This is a genomic window from Bartonella sp. AA18HLJMS (assembly GCF_042197245.1).
Taxonomy (GTDB): domain Bacteria; phylum Pseudomonadota; class Alphaproteobacteria; order Rhizobiales; family Rhizobiaceae; genus Bartonella.
Genome location: NZ_JBHIRP010000004.1, coordinates 80,376 through 96,072, shown reverse-complemented (window position 1 = coordinate 96,072; position 15,697 = coordinate 80,376). Strand labels below are relative to the sequence as shown.

The following is a 15,697-nucleotide window of genomic DNA, read 5'->3' as shown; positions in this document are numbered from 1 at the left end:
ATGACAATACCGTCTCCTCATATGGCTTTGCAAGGTGCAGTAGCATCAGCGCTTAAAACACTTGCTAGTGAAAAGCAGGGGCTTGAAGCTCTTGAAAAAGCTCTGCTGGAAAGTCTTTCTTCTTCTTTTGAAGCGGCTGTTCAAACTATTAGAAATGCGCGTGGACATGTGGTCATTACTGGCCTTGGAAAAAGTGGTCATATAGGGACAAAAATTGCAGCAACCTTAGCCTCAACTGGAACACCTGCCTTTTTTGTGCACGCTGCAGAAGCCAATCATGGTGATCTTGGTATGATTGGCTCTGATGACGTTATTCTTGCGTTATCATGGTCTGGTGAAACTCAAGAGTTAAGTGGTATTATGAGTTATGCGGCGCGTTTTCGTATTCCCCTTATTGCGATGACATCAAGTAAGCACTCTGTGTTAGGGCGGCAAGCTGATATTGTGCTATTATTACCAAAGATAGAAGAGGCTTGCCCCCATGGTTTAGCCCCTACAACTTCAACAATTATGCAATTGGCAATGGGAGATGCATTAGCGGTTTCTCTTTTAGAAATGCGTGGTTTTACCGCAACGGATTTCAAAATATATCATCCTGGTGGTTCTCTTGGTGCAAGCCTTAAATACGTGTGTGATATTATGCATGAGGGTGATAATATTCCTTTGGTTATGCAGGGAACAGCTATGACTGAAGCGATGAATGTTTTGGTGGAAAAACATTTTGGTTGTGTTGGTGTTGTGAATCAAGAAGGTGAACTAATCGGAATTGTAACTGATGGCGATCTTGCACGTAACATTCATTTTAATTTATCAAAATTTAATGTTGACGAGGTGATGACCAAAGCTCCTAAAGTTGTAAAGCCAAATACACTTGTTGGTGCAGCAACAGCTTTTATTAATGATCATCAGATTGGTGCATTTTTTGTGGTTGAAGATAAAAAACCGATAGGAATTGTTCATTTTCATGATCTTTTGCGCATTGGAGCTGCTTAGATTAAAGTTCCCTATCAAATAAAATGTTATTTTAGGTTGAAATAGATTGCAGGATACAAAGTTACAATTTTATTGTGAGGTGGCTTTACTGATATTTTGTGGAAGAAAATGATTATTTTACGCATTTCATAATGTTTAGAAAATTTTCAGGGTAAAGATTATACCAGCCTCTTTGCGTATTTTAGAGAGGATTTTCTATCAGGAGGAGAAAGGATATCGCCTCCTGCTTAATGTGTGTGCTCCCTCTGTTCTTAAGAGAGGTTTCCCTTGTACTTTGTTTAAGATTTCCGCTTAAGGAAAAACTGTGCTCCTGTATGTGAGGTGCAGAGAAGTTGTGTGGCGTCATATGACATTGTACAATTGACTCTAGAAATTGTTCCACGGAGAATAGAGCGTATTTCAATTTCTATATTTTGGGCATTGAGATAATTATATGCTCCTTCTGATAGTTTTTCTTCTGTATCTGCTGCATGCGTTTCAAAAACACCATTGTGGAAAGAAGAAATAATACCATTCTCATCAACCCATTTTCCATCAATTCCAGTTGGCATATTTGAGTTATAATATCGCGAAAAGTTACAGGCACTTAACAGCAAGGCGGTAATTGTAAGACATAAAATATGATAGGTATGTTTCATTTATTGCACTCTATTTAGATTATTTTGCTCTCTAGTTTCTATAACATTATTAAATTACCCCATGAGTCAATATGAAAAATTTGATAAAAATCAATGAAAAAGCAAAAAAATGGAAAAAAATGCCTTAATGTTGTATTTAATTGACAGCTTGATGAATTTCGTAAGTGAAACACAAGAGGTAAAATATTTCTTATGGTTTACAACAATTTTTATATTAAGCTGCTAAGTAGTCTCAAAGGAGATTATTGACATTATGGTTGGTCCCATTCTTGTTGCGAGTGAAGATTATGGAAGACGTATAGAACTTTCTTCTATGCTGCGAGGTTTTGGTTATCGTGTCATTGAAGCAGAAAATGGTCTCCGTACGATTGATCTTTTACACAGGCGTAAAAACATTGTGCTTGCACTCCTTGATGTCGTTATGAGTGATTTGAGTGTGAGCGATTTGATTAAAATGATTAGAGTTGCTGGTGTTTCTGTTCCTATTGTCGTTATAGCACAACAAGAGAATCAGCATTTACTCCAGAAAGCTTTAACAGCTGGAGCTATTGATTATTGGATCCATCCAGTAACATTATTACGTGTAAGAGTTACTTTGGATATCCTTGCTCTTATTTCTGCCTTGGAGCATGAGGTTCGAGATATTCGGCGAAAAAAAGAGAATCATTTACGGTTTTCTGATCTTTGCGTAAAAAGTAGAGCTATGCAGATAGTATTAGAACAATCGAGACAAGCAGCAACTTCTTTACAGAATCTTTTGATAGAGGGAGAAGCTGGAACAGGACGTGAGACATTAGCTCGGATTATTCATCATGAGGGATTATTTTCGGAGGGTGTTTTTGTTCGCTTTCAATGTTCAGCCATCGTTGATCCAGAAGAAGAAAATCAGCAGTGGTTTAAAGAATTCCTACCATTGGTTTCTTCTCTTGAAAAAGGGACACTTTGCCTTTGTGATATTGATCGACTTGAGCCCATACAGCAAAAACGGTTTGCTCATTACCTTAAAGAAAGGGAAAGGGATACAAAAGGAGATTTTTTTCCTTTTCGGATCATCGCTATTTCAACATCGCGTTTAAAGGACTTGGTTAATGAGAACTTTTTTTTGCATAGTTTGTTTGAACAATTTTCTCACTTGTCTATTAGCGTTCCTGCTTTACGAGAATTAAGGGATGATTTTCCAGAGATCACACAACGTTTGATTGATCGCATTATCACAGAAACAGGGCGATCACATGTCCATGGTTTAGCAGGCTCTGCTCTTTCCTTGCTTATGCAGTATGATTGGCCTGGCAATAGAAATGAGCTTGAAACCTTTTTATTTCGTGCGATTTTACTCAGTGAAGGACCGTTATTAACTGTTCGAGATTTTCCGCAATTAATGGGAAATTCATTAATGAATGTTCCCAATATCATTGAGGGTAATATGCAAGAAGATAAAGAGCAAGAATCGATAAAATTTTTGAATACTGATGGGCATGTACGTACTTTTGCAGAAATGGAGCATGATATTATAGAGAAAGCGATTAAACATTATAAAGGACATATGAGTGAGATTGCGCGCCGCCTTCATATTGGTCGCTCTACACTTTATAGAAAAATGGAAGAATTGAGAGCAATAAGAAATCAAGAACGAAAGTAAAATTCATAACAAATTTCTCTTCATGACAAGCAAACGTTTCAAAAAAATAGAGTGGATTTTGATAAAGTCCGTGGGGGAAAGCTGAAGAAAATAATCATTTATTGTAAAATTTATCTATAGAGGATGATTTTGTAGATTTAAATCAAATATAAATTTTATGTGACTATTTTAATCGTTTGTTTCAATTTATACAATTTTAGTTAAGTTTACATTTATTAAAACAGAGAAGCATTTTTAAAAACTTTTAAATACTACCGCTAAAATTTTTGTATCATCAATATTAAATTTATACACTCTTAAGCAAGAAGTGGCATTTTATCTGCTATACGATTAAGATAAAGTGATTAGTGTTATCGTTTGCATTACTGATGATGTGATAGTTTAAAATAGAAAGTTTGCCCTCTTTGACTCTTTTACAGATTGTTATTGGTTTTGTCCTCTTTTTTTTTATTGCATCTATGTTGGCAATCTACACCTATGGGCGTTTTGTGAAAAATGCTAGGGGGAAATGTTCTTATGCGTTACCTCTTCAGAAAGATGAAACTAAGCTTGATCGTATCGTCAGTCAATTAGCTGAGAAAGAAAATGGATTGGGGATTGATAAAGATGCCCTTTCCCTCATTATCAGCAATTTGGATGCGTTTTGTGTTCGTGCAATAGGAGCTGCAGAGGCTGGGCGTAGCCTTGATCTGATGTATTATATTTGGGATGATGATTTAACGGGGCGCCTATTATTAAGTGAAATAGTTGAGGCAGCTGATCGAGGGGTTCGGGTACGGCTTCTTTTGGATGATATTAATGCTCAGGCACGTGATCCAGCTTATATTGCACTAGATAAACATCCTTATATTGAGGTGAGAATGTTTAATCCAGGGCGATCGCGTAAAGGTGGTTTACGCCGTGGTTTAGAAATTATATTACGGGCAATTACTGTAACACGTAGAATGCATAATAAAGCTTTTATTGTTGATGGCAGGGTCGCTTTTGTAGGAGGACGTAATCTTGCAGATTCTTATTTTGATGCTGGTAAAGAATCCCATTTTCGAGATTTAGATTTGATGTTAATCGGTCCTTCTGTTAAAAAGGTAGAAAGTATCTTTGATGATTTTTGGAATAGTGCTGTTGTTTTGCCAATTCATACTTTGGTTGTTCCTAAAAGCGCAAGTGATCTTAGCTATTGGAAAGATAAATTACGAAAGTTTCGTGATTCCAAGGTTGCAAAAGTTTATTTAGATTATGTCAAAGAGCACATTAACTTTAATTGTTTTATCCAAACAGGAAAGCGGTTATTTTTAGCAGACAAAGTTGTTGTTCTTTCTGACCCTCCAGAAAAAGCATTGCGTAAAAAAGCAAGCAATTGGCTTATGAAGGCACTTTCAAAGGTTATTGGAAATGCCCAAAAAACGGTTCAGATTACGTCACCTTATTTTGTTCCTGGTAAGGTTGGCACGCAGAATTTTAGTAATTTGGTTTCAAAGGGTGTTGATGTCAAAATTCTGACAAATTCTTTAGCTGCTACTGATGTAGCATTAGTGCATGGTGGTTATGTACCTTATCGTAAGGCATTGTTGAAAAGTGGTGTTAATCTTTATGAATTAAAAGCGGAAGGCAATACTCATGGGTTACGATTGTTTCGATCGAGTAAGGCAAGTTTACATGCCAAAGCTTTTTTAATTGATCGTAAAACAGCTTTTATTGGATCTTTAAATTTTGATCCAAGATCAGCATCATTAAATACAGAAATGGGCATTCTTTTTGAATGTGCTCCCATTACAGCAAGATTAGATTTGTTGTTTTCTGAAGAAACCACAGGGGAAATGAGCTATCATCTGCGTCTTGGTGATAATAATCGTATTTATTGGGATTTTATTGAAAATGAAAAAAAATATAGCATTGACTATGAGCCAGAAAGCAATTTTTGGCGTCGCGCATTTGCAAAAATAATAAGTTGGTTACCTATTGAATCACAATTGTAAATTTTTATAAACCACACTTAAAAAAAATATTTATTTTTCTTTTCATTTTGTTTGTAGCATGGCATAATTTTTTGCCAATCTACCATGTATGAGAACCGCAGTTGTATTTTAAAGCTTCTTGCGGTGTTTTATTATAAAAGGAATTTTGATATGGCAAAGATTGTTGAAACGGGGACAGGTGCATTGGCACTGACTTTTGATGATGTACTTTTACAACCCGGTCATTCTCTTGTTATGCCTAGTCAAGTGGATCTCAGTACGCGCATTGCAGCGGATATTAAGCTCAATTTGCCATTGCTTTCTGCGGCAATGGATACGGTAACAGAATCGCGTTTGGCAATTGCTATGGCTCAAGCTGGTGGTCTTGGGGTTATTCATCGTAATATGTCTCCTGCAGAGCAGGCAGAAGAAGTTCGCCAAGTAAAAAAGTTTGAATCTGGTATGGTTGTTAATCCAGTCACCATTGGACCAGATGCAACACTTGAAGAAGCAAAATCTTTGATGCGCTCTCATGGTATTTCCGGTATTCCGGTTGTTGAAAATGGTGCTAAAGGTGAAACTGCTGGACGGCTTGTTGGCATTTTGACAAATAGGGATGTGCGTTTTGCATCGGATCCTAAACAAAAAATTTATGAATTAATGACGCATGAAAATTTAATCACAGTGCGTGAAAATGTTCAACTCAGTGAAGCGAAGTATCTTTTACATCATCATCGTATTGAAAAATTATTAGTTGTGGATGAACAGAATCGTTGTGTCGGACTGATAACAGTTAAGGATATTGAAAAAGCAAAATTAAATCCAAACGCTGCCAAAGATTCACAAGGTCGCTTGCGTGTTGCAGCTGCAAGTAGTGTAGGGAACGATGGGTTTGAGCGGGCTGAACGATTAATTGATGCAGGCGTTGATATTCTAGTAATTGATACTGCACATGGACATTCTCAGCGTGTATTAGACACTGTTGAGCGTATTAAAAAAATGACGTTTTCTCCAGCTATTATTGCTGGTAATGTGGCGACTGCTCAAGCAACACAGGCTTTGATTGACAGTGGTGCGGATGCTATAAAAGTTGGGATTGGTCCTGGTTCTATTTGCACAACGCGAATTGTTGCAGGTGTTGGTGTTCCTCAGCTTGCAGCCATTATGAATGCTGCAGAAGTTGCTGAAAAAGCGGGTATTCCCGTTATTGCTGATGGGGGGATAAAAGCTTCGGGTGATTTTGCTAAAGCCTTAGCAGGTGGGGCTTGTGCTGCTATGATTGGCTCTCTTTTAGCGGGTACAGAAGAAAGTCCTGGCGAAGTTTATCTTTATCAAGGACGATCCTTTAAAGCTTATCGCGGCATGGGATCTGTTGGTGCTATGGCACGAGGATCGGCAGATCGCTATTTTCAAGATGATGTTCGTGATGAACTTAAGTTGGTTCCTGAAGGTGTGGAGGGGCAGGTGGCTTATAAAGGTCCTATAGCATCAGTTCTACATCAGCTTGCTGGTGGACTTCGTGCTTCGATGGGGTATGTTGGAGCAAAAGATCTCGTAGAGTTTCGTGAAAAAGCAACGTTTGTACGTATTACGAATGCGGGACTCCATGAAAGTCATACGCATGATGTTTCTATCACACGAGAGAGTCCAAATTATCGTGGGCCAGTTTAAAGAAACAAGAGCCTAGTATCATATTGCATAAATATAAAATTTTCCGAGAACAAGAAAGAGAGACTGCGCTTTTTTCTGTTTGTAATTTGGTGTAATAATCCCAAAAAGGAAAGAATTAGAGGTTAAAACTCTAATCCTTTCTGTTAAGACTATATGAAATAAGTTATATAAAATTAGAATTAGCTTTTTGTTGTCTTCCGTCCAGTCTTTGACGCACGTTGGCGAGTGTTTGTCTGATCACTTTGGACGGATTTCTTTCCGTTGTTTGAGGGCATTGTATTATGACGGCTTTTAGACGAAGTTGTTTTTCCATTATTATAAGTCATTATTTTCTCCTTTAAAATTGTCTGGCAGTTGCCATTAGAGTAAAAACGGTCATGCCAAATAGTGGTTCCAAGCATTTTCTAAAAAGTTAATTTTTTGTTGAACGTAAGATGAGCTTGTTTAATTTTATGAGAAGATTTTTTCTATTGTTCAGACAATCCTCGTAAACTTTATTTTACGCAAATAAATTAAAGAGTTTGTTTTTTTCGTAATGCATGGCGGAAATAAGTTTTTTATGGATGGCTACGTATCTTTTAGTATAAGAGGTAGAAGGATAAAAAACGAATGGGCAGAAGATGAAAGGAAAAATTTAGATACTCTAAATTGGATCTTATAAAAAAGTATGATCAGATCATTTTAATATTGAATGTAAATTTTTTATGGCGTTGAGAAGGTTTCATTGGCAAGAAGGCGATAATATTATTTTTTAGATGATTTAAAATTTTATTATTTTAATGGGAGAAATGAATGCGATTAGGTGGGCGTTTGCAAGCAGCAATAGATGTTCTCACAGAGATAGAAATGAAGCATCGCCCAGTAGGAGAAGCTTTAAAGGATTGGGGTCTTTCTCATCGCTTTGCTGGAGCAGGTGATCGTGCAGCTATTGGTACAATCGTTTATGATGTTTTAAGACGACGTTATTCTTTACAATGGCGTATGGAGAGTGATGATATCCGAGATATCGTTTTTGGTGCCTTATTAGATTCTGGAAAAATGACGCTGGAGCAAATTGACGGTGAGTTGGCAGAAGATCGGTTTGCACCGCAGTTATTAGGGGCTAAACAGCGTAAATCGTGGCAAGGTCAGCAATTAGTGGATGCTCCAGACTATATTCGTGGTGATATTCCGCAATGGTGTCAAGCGCATCTGCGTCCTTTATTTGGTGATAATTGGATCACTGAAGCGGCTGCGTTAGCAACGCGTCCTTCTTTAGACCTACGGGTAAATAACCTAAAGGCAACACCAGAAAAGGTGCTGAAAGAATTAGCAAAAACCAAACTTAAATCTTTTCCATGGTTTGGGCAAGCTTTAAGAATTGCACCGATTGAAAAGTTTAATCGTCATCCCAATGTTCAAGTGGAACCAGCTTTTCAAAAAGGACACTTTGAAATACAGGATTTAGGATCTCAAATTGTTGCTCACCTTGTGGAAGCGCAAGAGGGCATGCAGGTATTAGATTATTGTGCAGGTGCTGGGGGCAAAACATTAGCTTTAGCTTCCGATATGAACAATCGTGGGCAAATTTATGCTTATGATTTTGATAAAGTGCGCCTAGCTCCTATTTTTGATCGTCTTCGACGTGCTGGTGTTCGTAATGTACAAACACGAGCACAAAAAGAAGAATTGAAGCCATTAATAGGCCAGATGGATAGAGTTCTACTAGATGCACCATGTAGTGGGACAGGAACATGGCGTCGTCGTCCAGATGCGAAATGGCGTTTAACATTAGAACAAGTGAAACAACGCCAAACAGAACAGAGGGATATTTTGAATGAAGCGATAGCTTATCTTAAGCCAAATGGGCGCCTAATCTATATTACCTGTTCTCTTTTTACAGATGAAAATGAGGAACAAATTTCCCATTTTCTTCAACAACATTCTCATTTTTCTCCAATAGATATGCCAGCGCTTTGGCAGAAACATTTTAGTTTTTCTCCTGTGCAACCAGTTTTTTCAAATTATGGACTTACTTTGTCGCCGGCCACAACACAAACAGATGGGTTCTTTTTATCTGTGTTGCAAAAAAAACATTGATCCATATTTTTGCACTTTTTATCATAAACTTTATAAGAATAATCTTTTTCTTAAGAAAACAGGCTTGTGAAAAGAGAAAGATTGAATCATAACTCTCATGAGTTTTCTTTTACAATTGTTGATTGGTTTTCTATGAGCATATCACATCCAGACACTGTTCTTATTATTGACTTTGGTTCACAAGTTACACAACTTATTGCACGACGGGTACGAGCAATGGGAGTGTATTGTGAAATTACTCCTTTTCAATTGGCTTTAGAAGCTGTGCGCCGCATAAATCCTAAAGCTATTATTTTATCAGGGAGTCCTTATTCCGTTATTGATGAGGGCTCTCCGCGTGCTCCAATGGAAATTTTTGAGGCGGGTGTTCCGATTTTGGGTATTTGCTATGGTGAACAAGTCATGTGTGTTCAGCTTGGAGGAAAGGTTGAAGCTGGACATGAGCGTGAATTTGGGCGTGCTTTTTTGGAAGTTCAAGAAGAGAGTGCCCTTTTTGATGGAGTGTGGGAAAAAGGTTCTCGTTATCAAGTATGGATGAGCCATGGTGACCGTGTGGCAGCTTTACCAGAAGGTTTTCGTGTCATAGGAACCTCAAAAGGAGCTCCCTATGCGGCTATTGCTGATGAGAAAAGATATTTTTATGCGGTACAGTTTCATCCTGAAGTTATCCATACACCGGATGGTACAAAACTTTTGCAAAATTTTGTTCATAAGATCTCTGCTATTAAAGGTAGTTGGTCAATGGCTTCTTATCGTGAGCAGGCAATTGCTACGATACGACAAAAAGTTGGGAAAAGTCGTGTGATTTGTGGTCTTTCAGGGGGAGTGGATTCATCTGTTGTAGCGGTACTCCTTCATGAAGCCATAGGAGATCAACTGACATGTATTTTGGTAGACCATGGGCTGATGCGCAAGAATGAAGCTGAAGAAGTTCTCACGCTCTTTCGTGATCACTATAATATAGAGCTTATTCACGTTAATGCTGCTGATGTGTTTCTTAATGCTTTAGAAGGTGAGACAGATCCAGAAAAAAAGCGCAAAACGATTGGTCGCCTTTTTATTGAAGTTTTTGAAGAAGAAACTAAAAAAATAGGAGGTGCAGAGTTTTTAGCACAAGGAACACTTTATCCAGATGTTATTGAGAGTGTGTCTGCTATTGGTGAAACGGTAACCATTAAAAGCCATCATAATGTGGGTGGGCTACCAGAACAGATGAAGATGAAACTTGTAGAACCGTTGCGTGAGCTCTTTAAGGATGAGGTTCGCTCGCTAGGGCGAGAGTTAGGGCTACCGGAGCAGTTTATTGGTCGCCATCCTTTTCCAGGTCCCGGCCTTGCAATTCGGTGTCCAGGTGCTGTAACACGTGAAAAATTAGAAATTTTACGTGAAGCAGATGCTATTTATCTTGAGGAAATCCATAAAGCTGGTCTTTATGACGAAATTTGGCAAGCTTTTGCTGTTCTTCTTCCTGTTCAAACTGTTGGCGTGATGGGGGATGGTCGCACTTATGAATTTGTTTGTGCTCTTCGCGCCGTCACATCTGTAGATGGAATGACTGCTGATTTTTATCCTTATGATATGGCGTTTTTAAGTAAGACAGCAGCACGTATTATTAACGAAGTTAGAGGGATTAATCGTGTTGTATATGATGTAACCTCAAAGCCTCCTAGTACTATTGAATGGGAATAATTAAAATGAAGGATAAGTCTTTTAAGAATAAAATATGACTGAGGGTTTGATATTCGAAAAGTGTAGAAAAAATCATTTAAAAATGATTGTGTATTTTCATATGATATAAGCCTTTATCTGGCAATCTGTACGTCAATATCGTTTAAAATTGAGAAGTGTGGGATTTTGCATGTCTGAGAAAAAAATTGTTGCACACCGTGGAGGAGCTCATCTTTATCCTGAAAATACCCTTTCGGCATTTAATAATGCTATAGCGTTAGGTGTTGATGAAGTTGAATGCGACGTTCATTTGCTGAAAAGCGGTGAAGTGGTTGTCTTTCATGACTTCCGTCTAGACCAATTGGTTGGAAAAAAGGGGTATATTCACGACATTGATAATGAAACGCGCAAACAACTCTGCGTAAAAGGAAGCCAAGAAGCACCTCCCTTATTAGAAGAAGTGCTTGATCTTTTAGCACCAACGAATGTTGCATTGCATCTTGAAATCAAGACATGCGGTGAAGTGGAGCGCGAAACAATATTATCCCAAAAAGCGCTTGCGCTAATAAAAAGCCGAAATTTATCAGAACGGGTTTCTGCAATTAGTTTTGATCCTTTTATCCTTCGTCCTTTTATTGAAGCAGGAATACCATCTGGTCCATGTGTTGATAATTTTGAAGGTGATATGTACCGTCATTTTTCTGAATGGAAGCAATTAGGTTATTCTGATCTAAGTTTAGATGGCTCTATTGTTTCACAGAACTTTATTGAATCTGCTCTTGAGGCTGGTTTTACTGTAGGGGTATGGACAATTAATGGAAAAGCTCGGTTATCATATTGGCTTGATATGCCTGTACATTATATTACGACAGATCAACCTGATCTCGCATTACAATTGTGTGCACAAAGGTAAAAATACATCAACACAAAAGGAACTATATATCTTCATAAAGTTAGCGTAATGAAAGAAGAAAAATTATCTAATATATAACAATAATACATTGATTATAATCATAATTAATATTTTACTCATGTGAGTAAGAGACCTTAATACGTAAGATTCTCTTATTTAAAATATTTTTACAATGAATCAATCAAAATCATTCGTTTGAACATTACAAGCAGGGTTGGAGTGTGGATAAAAAATGATTGAGAAAAGAATAAAAATATTCATTTAACATATTTCAAATGCAAGGCTTGTTTAAGCATTAGGGTCGCACATGATGATGTCGTTTTGCACTTTTATGAAGTGTAAAAATGATGGCATACAAAAAGTCTTATATACTTTAATGGAGAGGCTTTAGGGCTTATTTTATAGATTCTATCATGAAATGTAGATGTATTGAAAGATTTTTTAACAGCATGGAAATTGGTCATACAGTGTCATTTTGTTTTGCGTGAGGGGTGTGACCTTGTTACAGGGAAAGAGACTATTAAGCGCTTCAAAATGATTTTCTTAATTTTAAAAAAATTCTATTTGTCTCTTCTTTAAATTCAGTAGCAGCATCGTGTTAAAGTTATAAGCCGAAAGTTATAAGACAAATAATAAAAGAATAAATAATTCTTTTTAAAAAAGTAAATCCAGATATTAAAATAGTCATTGAATGATATTTACGATCCATATCTTTTTACCAAGTGACTTTGCTTATTTAAGCCATCTCACTTTTTTCAGATAGTTACAAACGCGTATTTCGTGAATACATAAGAAAGCTTATAAAAGAAAATAAATAAATTTAAACAAATTCATTTGACCTTTAAGTGGTTCCTGTTTAAATGAGAGAATATGTTTCTGAAATAAAACAGTCATAGCATGTTCATGTGTAATACTATAAATTTAGGGGTAGTTTGTATTCCATCACTTCAGAAAGGGTGAAGCATGAGTCGTTTTTATCTTTCCATAGCGGCCACGGTTGCTATCATAATGTCCACAGCGGGGATGACAGAAAGTTTTGCACAGACAAAAATCAGCTTTTGGCATTCTATGAGTGGTGAATTAGGAAAGCAAACTGAAAGTCTCATTAACGATTTTAATGCAAGTCAATCTGAGTATAAAGTTGTTTCTTCATTTCGCGGTGAATATGAAGAGGGATTGATTTCACTCATTGCAGCATTTCGTGGAAAGAAACAGCCAGTACTTGCTCAAATTTATGACGTTGGTACTGGAACTATGATGGCTGCAAAAGGCGCAATCTACCCATTTTATCAACTTATGGCTGATACAAAACAAGAATTTGATCCTACAGATTATTTCCCTGCTATTAGTGGTTATTACTCCGATGAACAGGGACGTATCGTCTCTATGCCATTTAATATTTCAACACCCATCCTTTATTATAACAAAGATATCTTTAAAAAAGCAGGGCTTGATCCAGAACAGCCTCCTAGAACATGGCAAGATATAGAAAACTTTTCCAAGAAAATTCTTGAGACTAAAGCGGCGACTTGTGGTTTTACAATGGCTTATGCCGCTCAATGGATTGGTATAGAAAATTTTTCAGCGTTGCATAATGTTCCTTTTGGAACGAAGGAAAATGGCTTCAAAGGACTTGATTCAGAACTTACATTTAATGGACCTTTACAAGTGCGTATGTGGACTGACCTGAAAAAGTGGTCTGATCAAGGTATTTTCCGTTACGGTGGTCCAGCAGGTGCATTAGATTCAACACCAATGTTTATGGCACAAAATTGTGCAATTTTTATGCAATCTTCAGGATCACATGCTGGGATTGTTTCTGAAGCGCAGTTTAATGTGGGGGTTGGTATGCTACCGTACTATAAGGATACAGAAGGAGCACCACAAAATTCAGTTATTGGGGGAGCTTCTATTTGGGCGTTTAAGGGACATACTCCAAAGGAATATGCAGGGGCAGCCGCTTTTCTTAAATTTCTTTCAAAAACAGAAAATCAAGCAAAATGGCATCAGGAAACAGGTTATCTCCCAACCACAAAAGCGACTTATGAATTGAGCAAAAAACAACATTTCTATGAAAAAACGCCAGGTGCGGATATAGCTATCAAACAGATTAATCTTAATCCACCAACAGTTAACTCAAAAGGGATAAGATTTGGTAATTTACCACAAATTCGTGCCATTCTTGATCAAGAGTTGGAAGCTGTTCTTAGTGGTTCAAAAACGCCGAAAGATGGTTTAGATGAGACCGTTGAACGTGGAAATAAACTCTTGCGTGAATTTGAAAGATCTAATCATTAATTTCGTTTTATTGTTAAACATTAAAGACTCAACAAAAACGGTTGAGTCCTTTTTGTTTACTTTTTTAAAGTCTCTACATTTAAAGAGCCCTACGAATGCAAGAAAAACATGCATATTTTAAAAATAGTCTACTTTCTTACGGATTGCTTTTTCCTCAGCTTCTTGTGACTTTTTTGTTTTTCTTTTGGCCTGCTGCCCAAGCAATAAAATCATCTTTTGAGCGTGAAGACCCTTTTGGCTTTACAACAACCTTTATTGGTTTTGAGAATTATCTAACCGTTCTTTCTGATCCTACTTATCGGCAATCGCTTCTTACAACCGCAGTATTTTCCATCTCAGTTACTGTCGCTTCAATGACAATATCACTTCTCTTAGCTGTCTGTGTTGATCGTGTCATACGTGCAAAAAAGGCTTATACAATGCTTTTGCTCTGGCCCTATGCTGTTGCTCCAGTATTGGCAGGTATATTGTGGCTGTTTATCTTTCATCCCACCATCGGAATTATCCCTTTTTTTCTCGAGAAAATAGGGGTGCTATGGAATTATCGTATTAATGGCACTCAAGCAATGATTCTTATTGTCATTGCGGCTAGTTGGAAACAAATTTCTTACAATTTTCTCTTTTTTCTTACAGGTCTTCAGTCTGTTCCGCGTTCTCAAATAGAAGCAGCCGCCATTGATGGTGCTGGTCCCTTTAAACGATTTTGGACAGTGGTTTTCCCGCAAATTTCACCAACGACGTTTTTCCTTCTTATTGTCAATGTCAATTATGTTATGTTTGATACTTTTGGTATTATTGATAATACAACTTCTGGAGGTCCTGCGCGTGCAACGAGCATCCTCGTCTATAAAGTATATGACGATGGCTTTAGAAATCAAATAATCGGTGCATCAGCAGCACAATCAACAATATTGATGTTGATGGTTATTGTCTTAACGTTTATCCAGTTTCGCTGGATTGAGCGCCGTGTACAATATTAGGAAACAAATTATGGTTGAAAATCGCCCTGTTTTGAAATTTCTAACCCATATTATTCTCATTGTTGGTATTATCATTATTTGCTTTCCAGTTTATGTTGCTATCATTGCATCAACTCATAGTTCAGCAGCATTTAACTCAGGAACACTTCCTCTTTTGCCTGGGAAATATGCTCTGGAAAATTATAAAACAATCTTTGGTGATGGCCTTGCACAGCTGGGTTTGCCCAACCTCTGGCCACTCTTAATGAATTCATTCATTATGGCTCTTGGGATTAGCGTTGGAAAAATTATTATTTCACTTTTGTCTGCTTATGCAATTATCTACATGCGCTTTCCCTTCCGAAAAACTGCTTTTGTTCTTATTTTTGTTACATTGATGCTCCCTGTCGAAGTTCGTATTCTTCCAACCTATGAGATTGTTGCAAAATTGGGGATGGTCAACACCTATAGTGGAATGATTATTCCACTTATTGCATCTGCAACCGCTACATTTTTATTTCGCCAGTTTTTTTTGACTGTTCCAGATGAACTCTTAGAGGCGGCACGTGTTGATGGTGCAGGTCCAGTTAAATTTTTTAAGGATATTCTTCTTCCTCTTAGTAAAAGCAATATCGCTGCTTTATTTATCATTATGTTCATTTATGGATGGATACAATATCTCTGGCCTCTTATCATCACAACGGATCAAAATCATCAAACGATCCTTATTATTTTAAAACAGCTTATTGTCGAATCACTTCAACATGATCCTCAATGGAATATACTCATGGCAGTATCGGTTGTTGCCATGGTTCCTCCTGTTCTTGTTGTTATCTTCATGCAGCGGCTTTTTATCAAAGGCCTTATTGAAACGGAGAAGTAAT

12 protein-coding genes are annotated in these 15,697 nt (G+C 37.3%); 10 read left to right on the top strand and 2 right to left on the bottom strand.

The window, feature by feature from the left end:
- A complete protein-coding gene (locus tag ACFINW_RS04140) occupies nucleotides 1-993 on the top strand; it encodes an SIS domain-containing protein (RefSeq protein WP_375611850.1) in 993 nt (330 codons plus the stop codon).
- A gap of 278 nt (nucleotides 994-1,271) precedes the next feature.
- Here the strand turns inward: ACFINW_RS04140 and ACFINW_RS04135 are convergent, their stop codons facing one another.
- The gene (locus ACFINW_RS04135) at nucleotides 1,272-1,631 is read right to left on the bottom strand and encodes a hypothetical protein (protein ID WP_375611849.1); all 360 of its coding nucleotides are present in this window, start codon (nucleotides 1,629-1,631) and stop codon (nucleotides 1,272-1,274) included.
- Between the two features lie 253 nt (nucleotides 1,632-1,884).
- Between ACFINW_RS04135 and ACFINW_RS04130 the strand changes: the two genes are divergently transcribed.
- The 3 genes from ACFINW_RS04130 (at nucleotide 1,885) to guaB (ending at nucleotide 6,896) form a co-directional block, all read left to right on the top strand.
- On the top strand, nucleotides 1,885-3,270 hold the full coding sequence (locus tag ACFINW_RS04130) for a sigma-54-dependent transcriptional regulator (RefSeq protein ID WP_375673819.1): 1,386 nt from the start codon (nucleotides 1,885-1,887) through the stop codon (nucleotides 3,268-3,270).
- Between the two features lie 404 nt (nucleotides 3,271-3,674).
- Nucleotides 3,675-5,246 carry a phospholipase D family protein gene (locus tag ACFINW_RS04125; RefSeq protein WP_375629995.1) on the top strand — a complete coding sequence of 524 codons (1,572 nt, stop codon included), beginning with the start codon at nucleotides 3,675-3,677 and terminating at the stop codon, nucleotides 5,244-5,246.
- A gap of 150 nt (nucleotides 5,247-5,396) precedes the next feature.
- Nucleotides 5,397-6,896, top strand: a complete 1,500-nt coding sequence (gene guaB, locus ACFINW_RS04120; RefSeq protein WP_375629996.1) for an IMP dehydrogenase — start codon at nucleotides 5,397-5,399, stop codon at nucleotides 6,894-6,896.
- Nucleotides 6,897-7,075: 179 nt separating this feature from the next.
- On the opposite strand, the gene ACFINW_RS04115 is transcribed toward guaB, so the two are convergent.
- Complete coding sequence (locus tag ACFINW_RS04115) at nucleotides 7,076-7,222, bottom strand: hypothetical protein (RefSeq protein ID WP_273722522.1); 147 nt, start codon at nucleotides 7,220-7,222, stop codon at nucleotides 7,076-7,078.
- A 466-nt stretch (nucleotides 7,223-7,688) separates the two neighbouring features.
- On the opposite strand from ACFINW_RS04115, the gene ACFINW_RS04110 reads away from it, so the two are divergent.
- From ACFINW_RS04110 to ugpE, 6 genes are all read left to right on the top strand, one after another.
- Nucleotides 7,689-8,975: an RsmB/NOP family class I SAM-dependent RNA methyltransferase gene (locus ACFINW_RS04110; RefSeq protein ID WP_375639504.1), complete on the top strand. Its 1,287-nt coding sequence runs from the start codon at nucleotides 7,689-7,691 to the stop codon at nucleotides 8,973-8,975.
- Between the two features lie 132 nt (nucleotides 8,976-9,107).
- Complete coding sequence (guaA, locus tag ACFINW_RS04105; protein WP_375673822.1) at nucleotides 9,108-10,664, top strand: glutamine-hydrolyzing GMP synthase; 1,557 nt, start codon at nucleotides 9,108-9,110, stop codon at nucleotides 10,662-10,664.
- Between the two features lie 169 nt (nucleotides 10,665-10,833).
- On the top strand, nucleotides 10,834-11,556 hold the full coding sequence (locus ACFINW_RS04100) for a glycerophosphodiester phosphodiesterase (protein ID WP_375611843.1): 723 nt from the start codon (nucleotides 10,834-10,836) through the stop codon (nucleotides 11,554-11,556).
- 963 nt (nucleotides 11,557-12,519) lie between these two features.
- On the top strand, nucleotides 12,520-13,854 hold the full coding sequence (ugpB, locus tag ACFINW_RS04095) for a sn-glycerol-3-phosphate ABC transporter substrate-binding protein UgpB (protein ID WP_375618067.1): 1,335 nt from the start codon (nucleotides 12,520-12,522) through the stop codon (nucleotides 13,852-13,854).
- Nucleotides 13,855-13,949: 95 nt separating this feature from the next.
- Nucleotides 13,950-14,834 carry a sn-glycerol-3-phosphate ABC transporter permease UgpA gene (gene ugpA, locus ACFINW_RS04090; protein WP_375621175.1) on the top strand — a complete coding sequence of 295 codons (885 nt, stop codon included), beginning with the start codon at nucleotides 13,950-13,952 and terminating at the stop codon, nucleotides 14,832-14,834.
- Between the two features lie 10 nt (nucleotides 14,835-14,844).
- On the top strand, nucleotides 14,845-15,696 hold the full coding sequence (ugpE, locus tag ACFINW_RS04085) for a sn-glycerol-3-phosphate ABC transporter permease UgpE (protein WP_375613289.1): 852 nt from the start codon (nucleotides 14,845-14,847) through the stop codon (nucleotides 15,694-15,696).
- Nucleotide 15,697 lies beyond the last annotated feature (1 nt).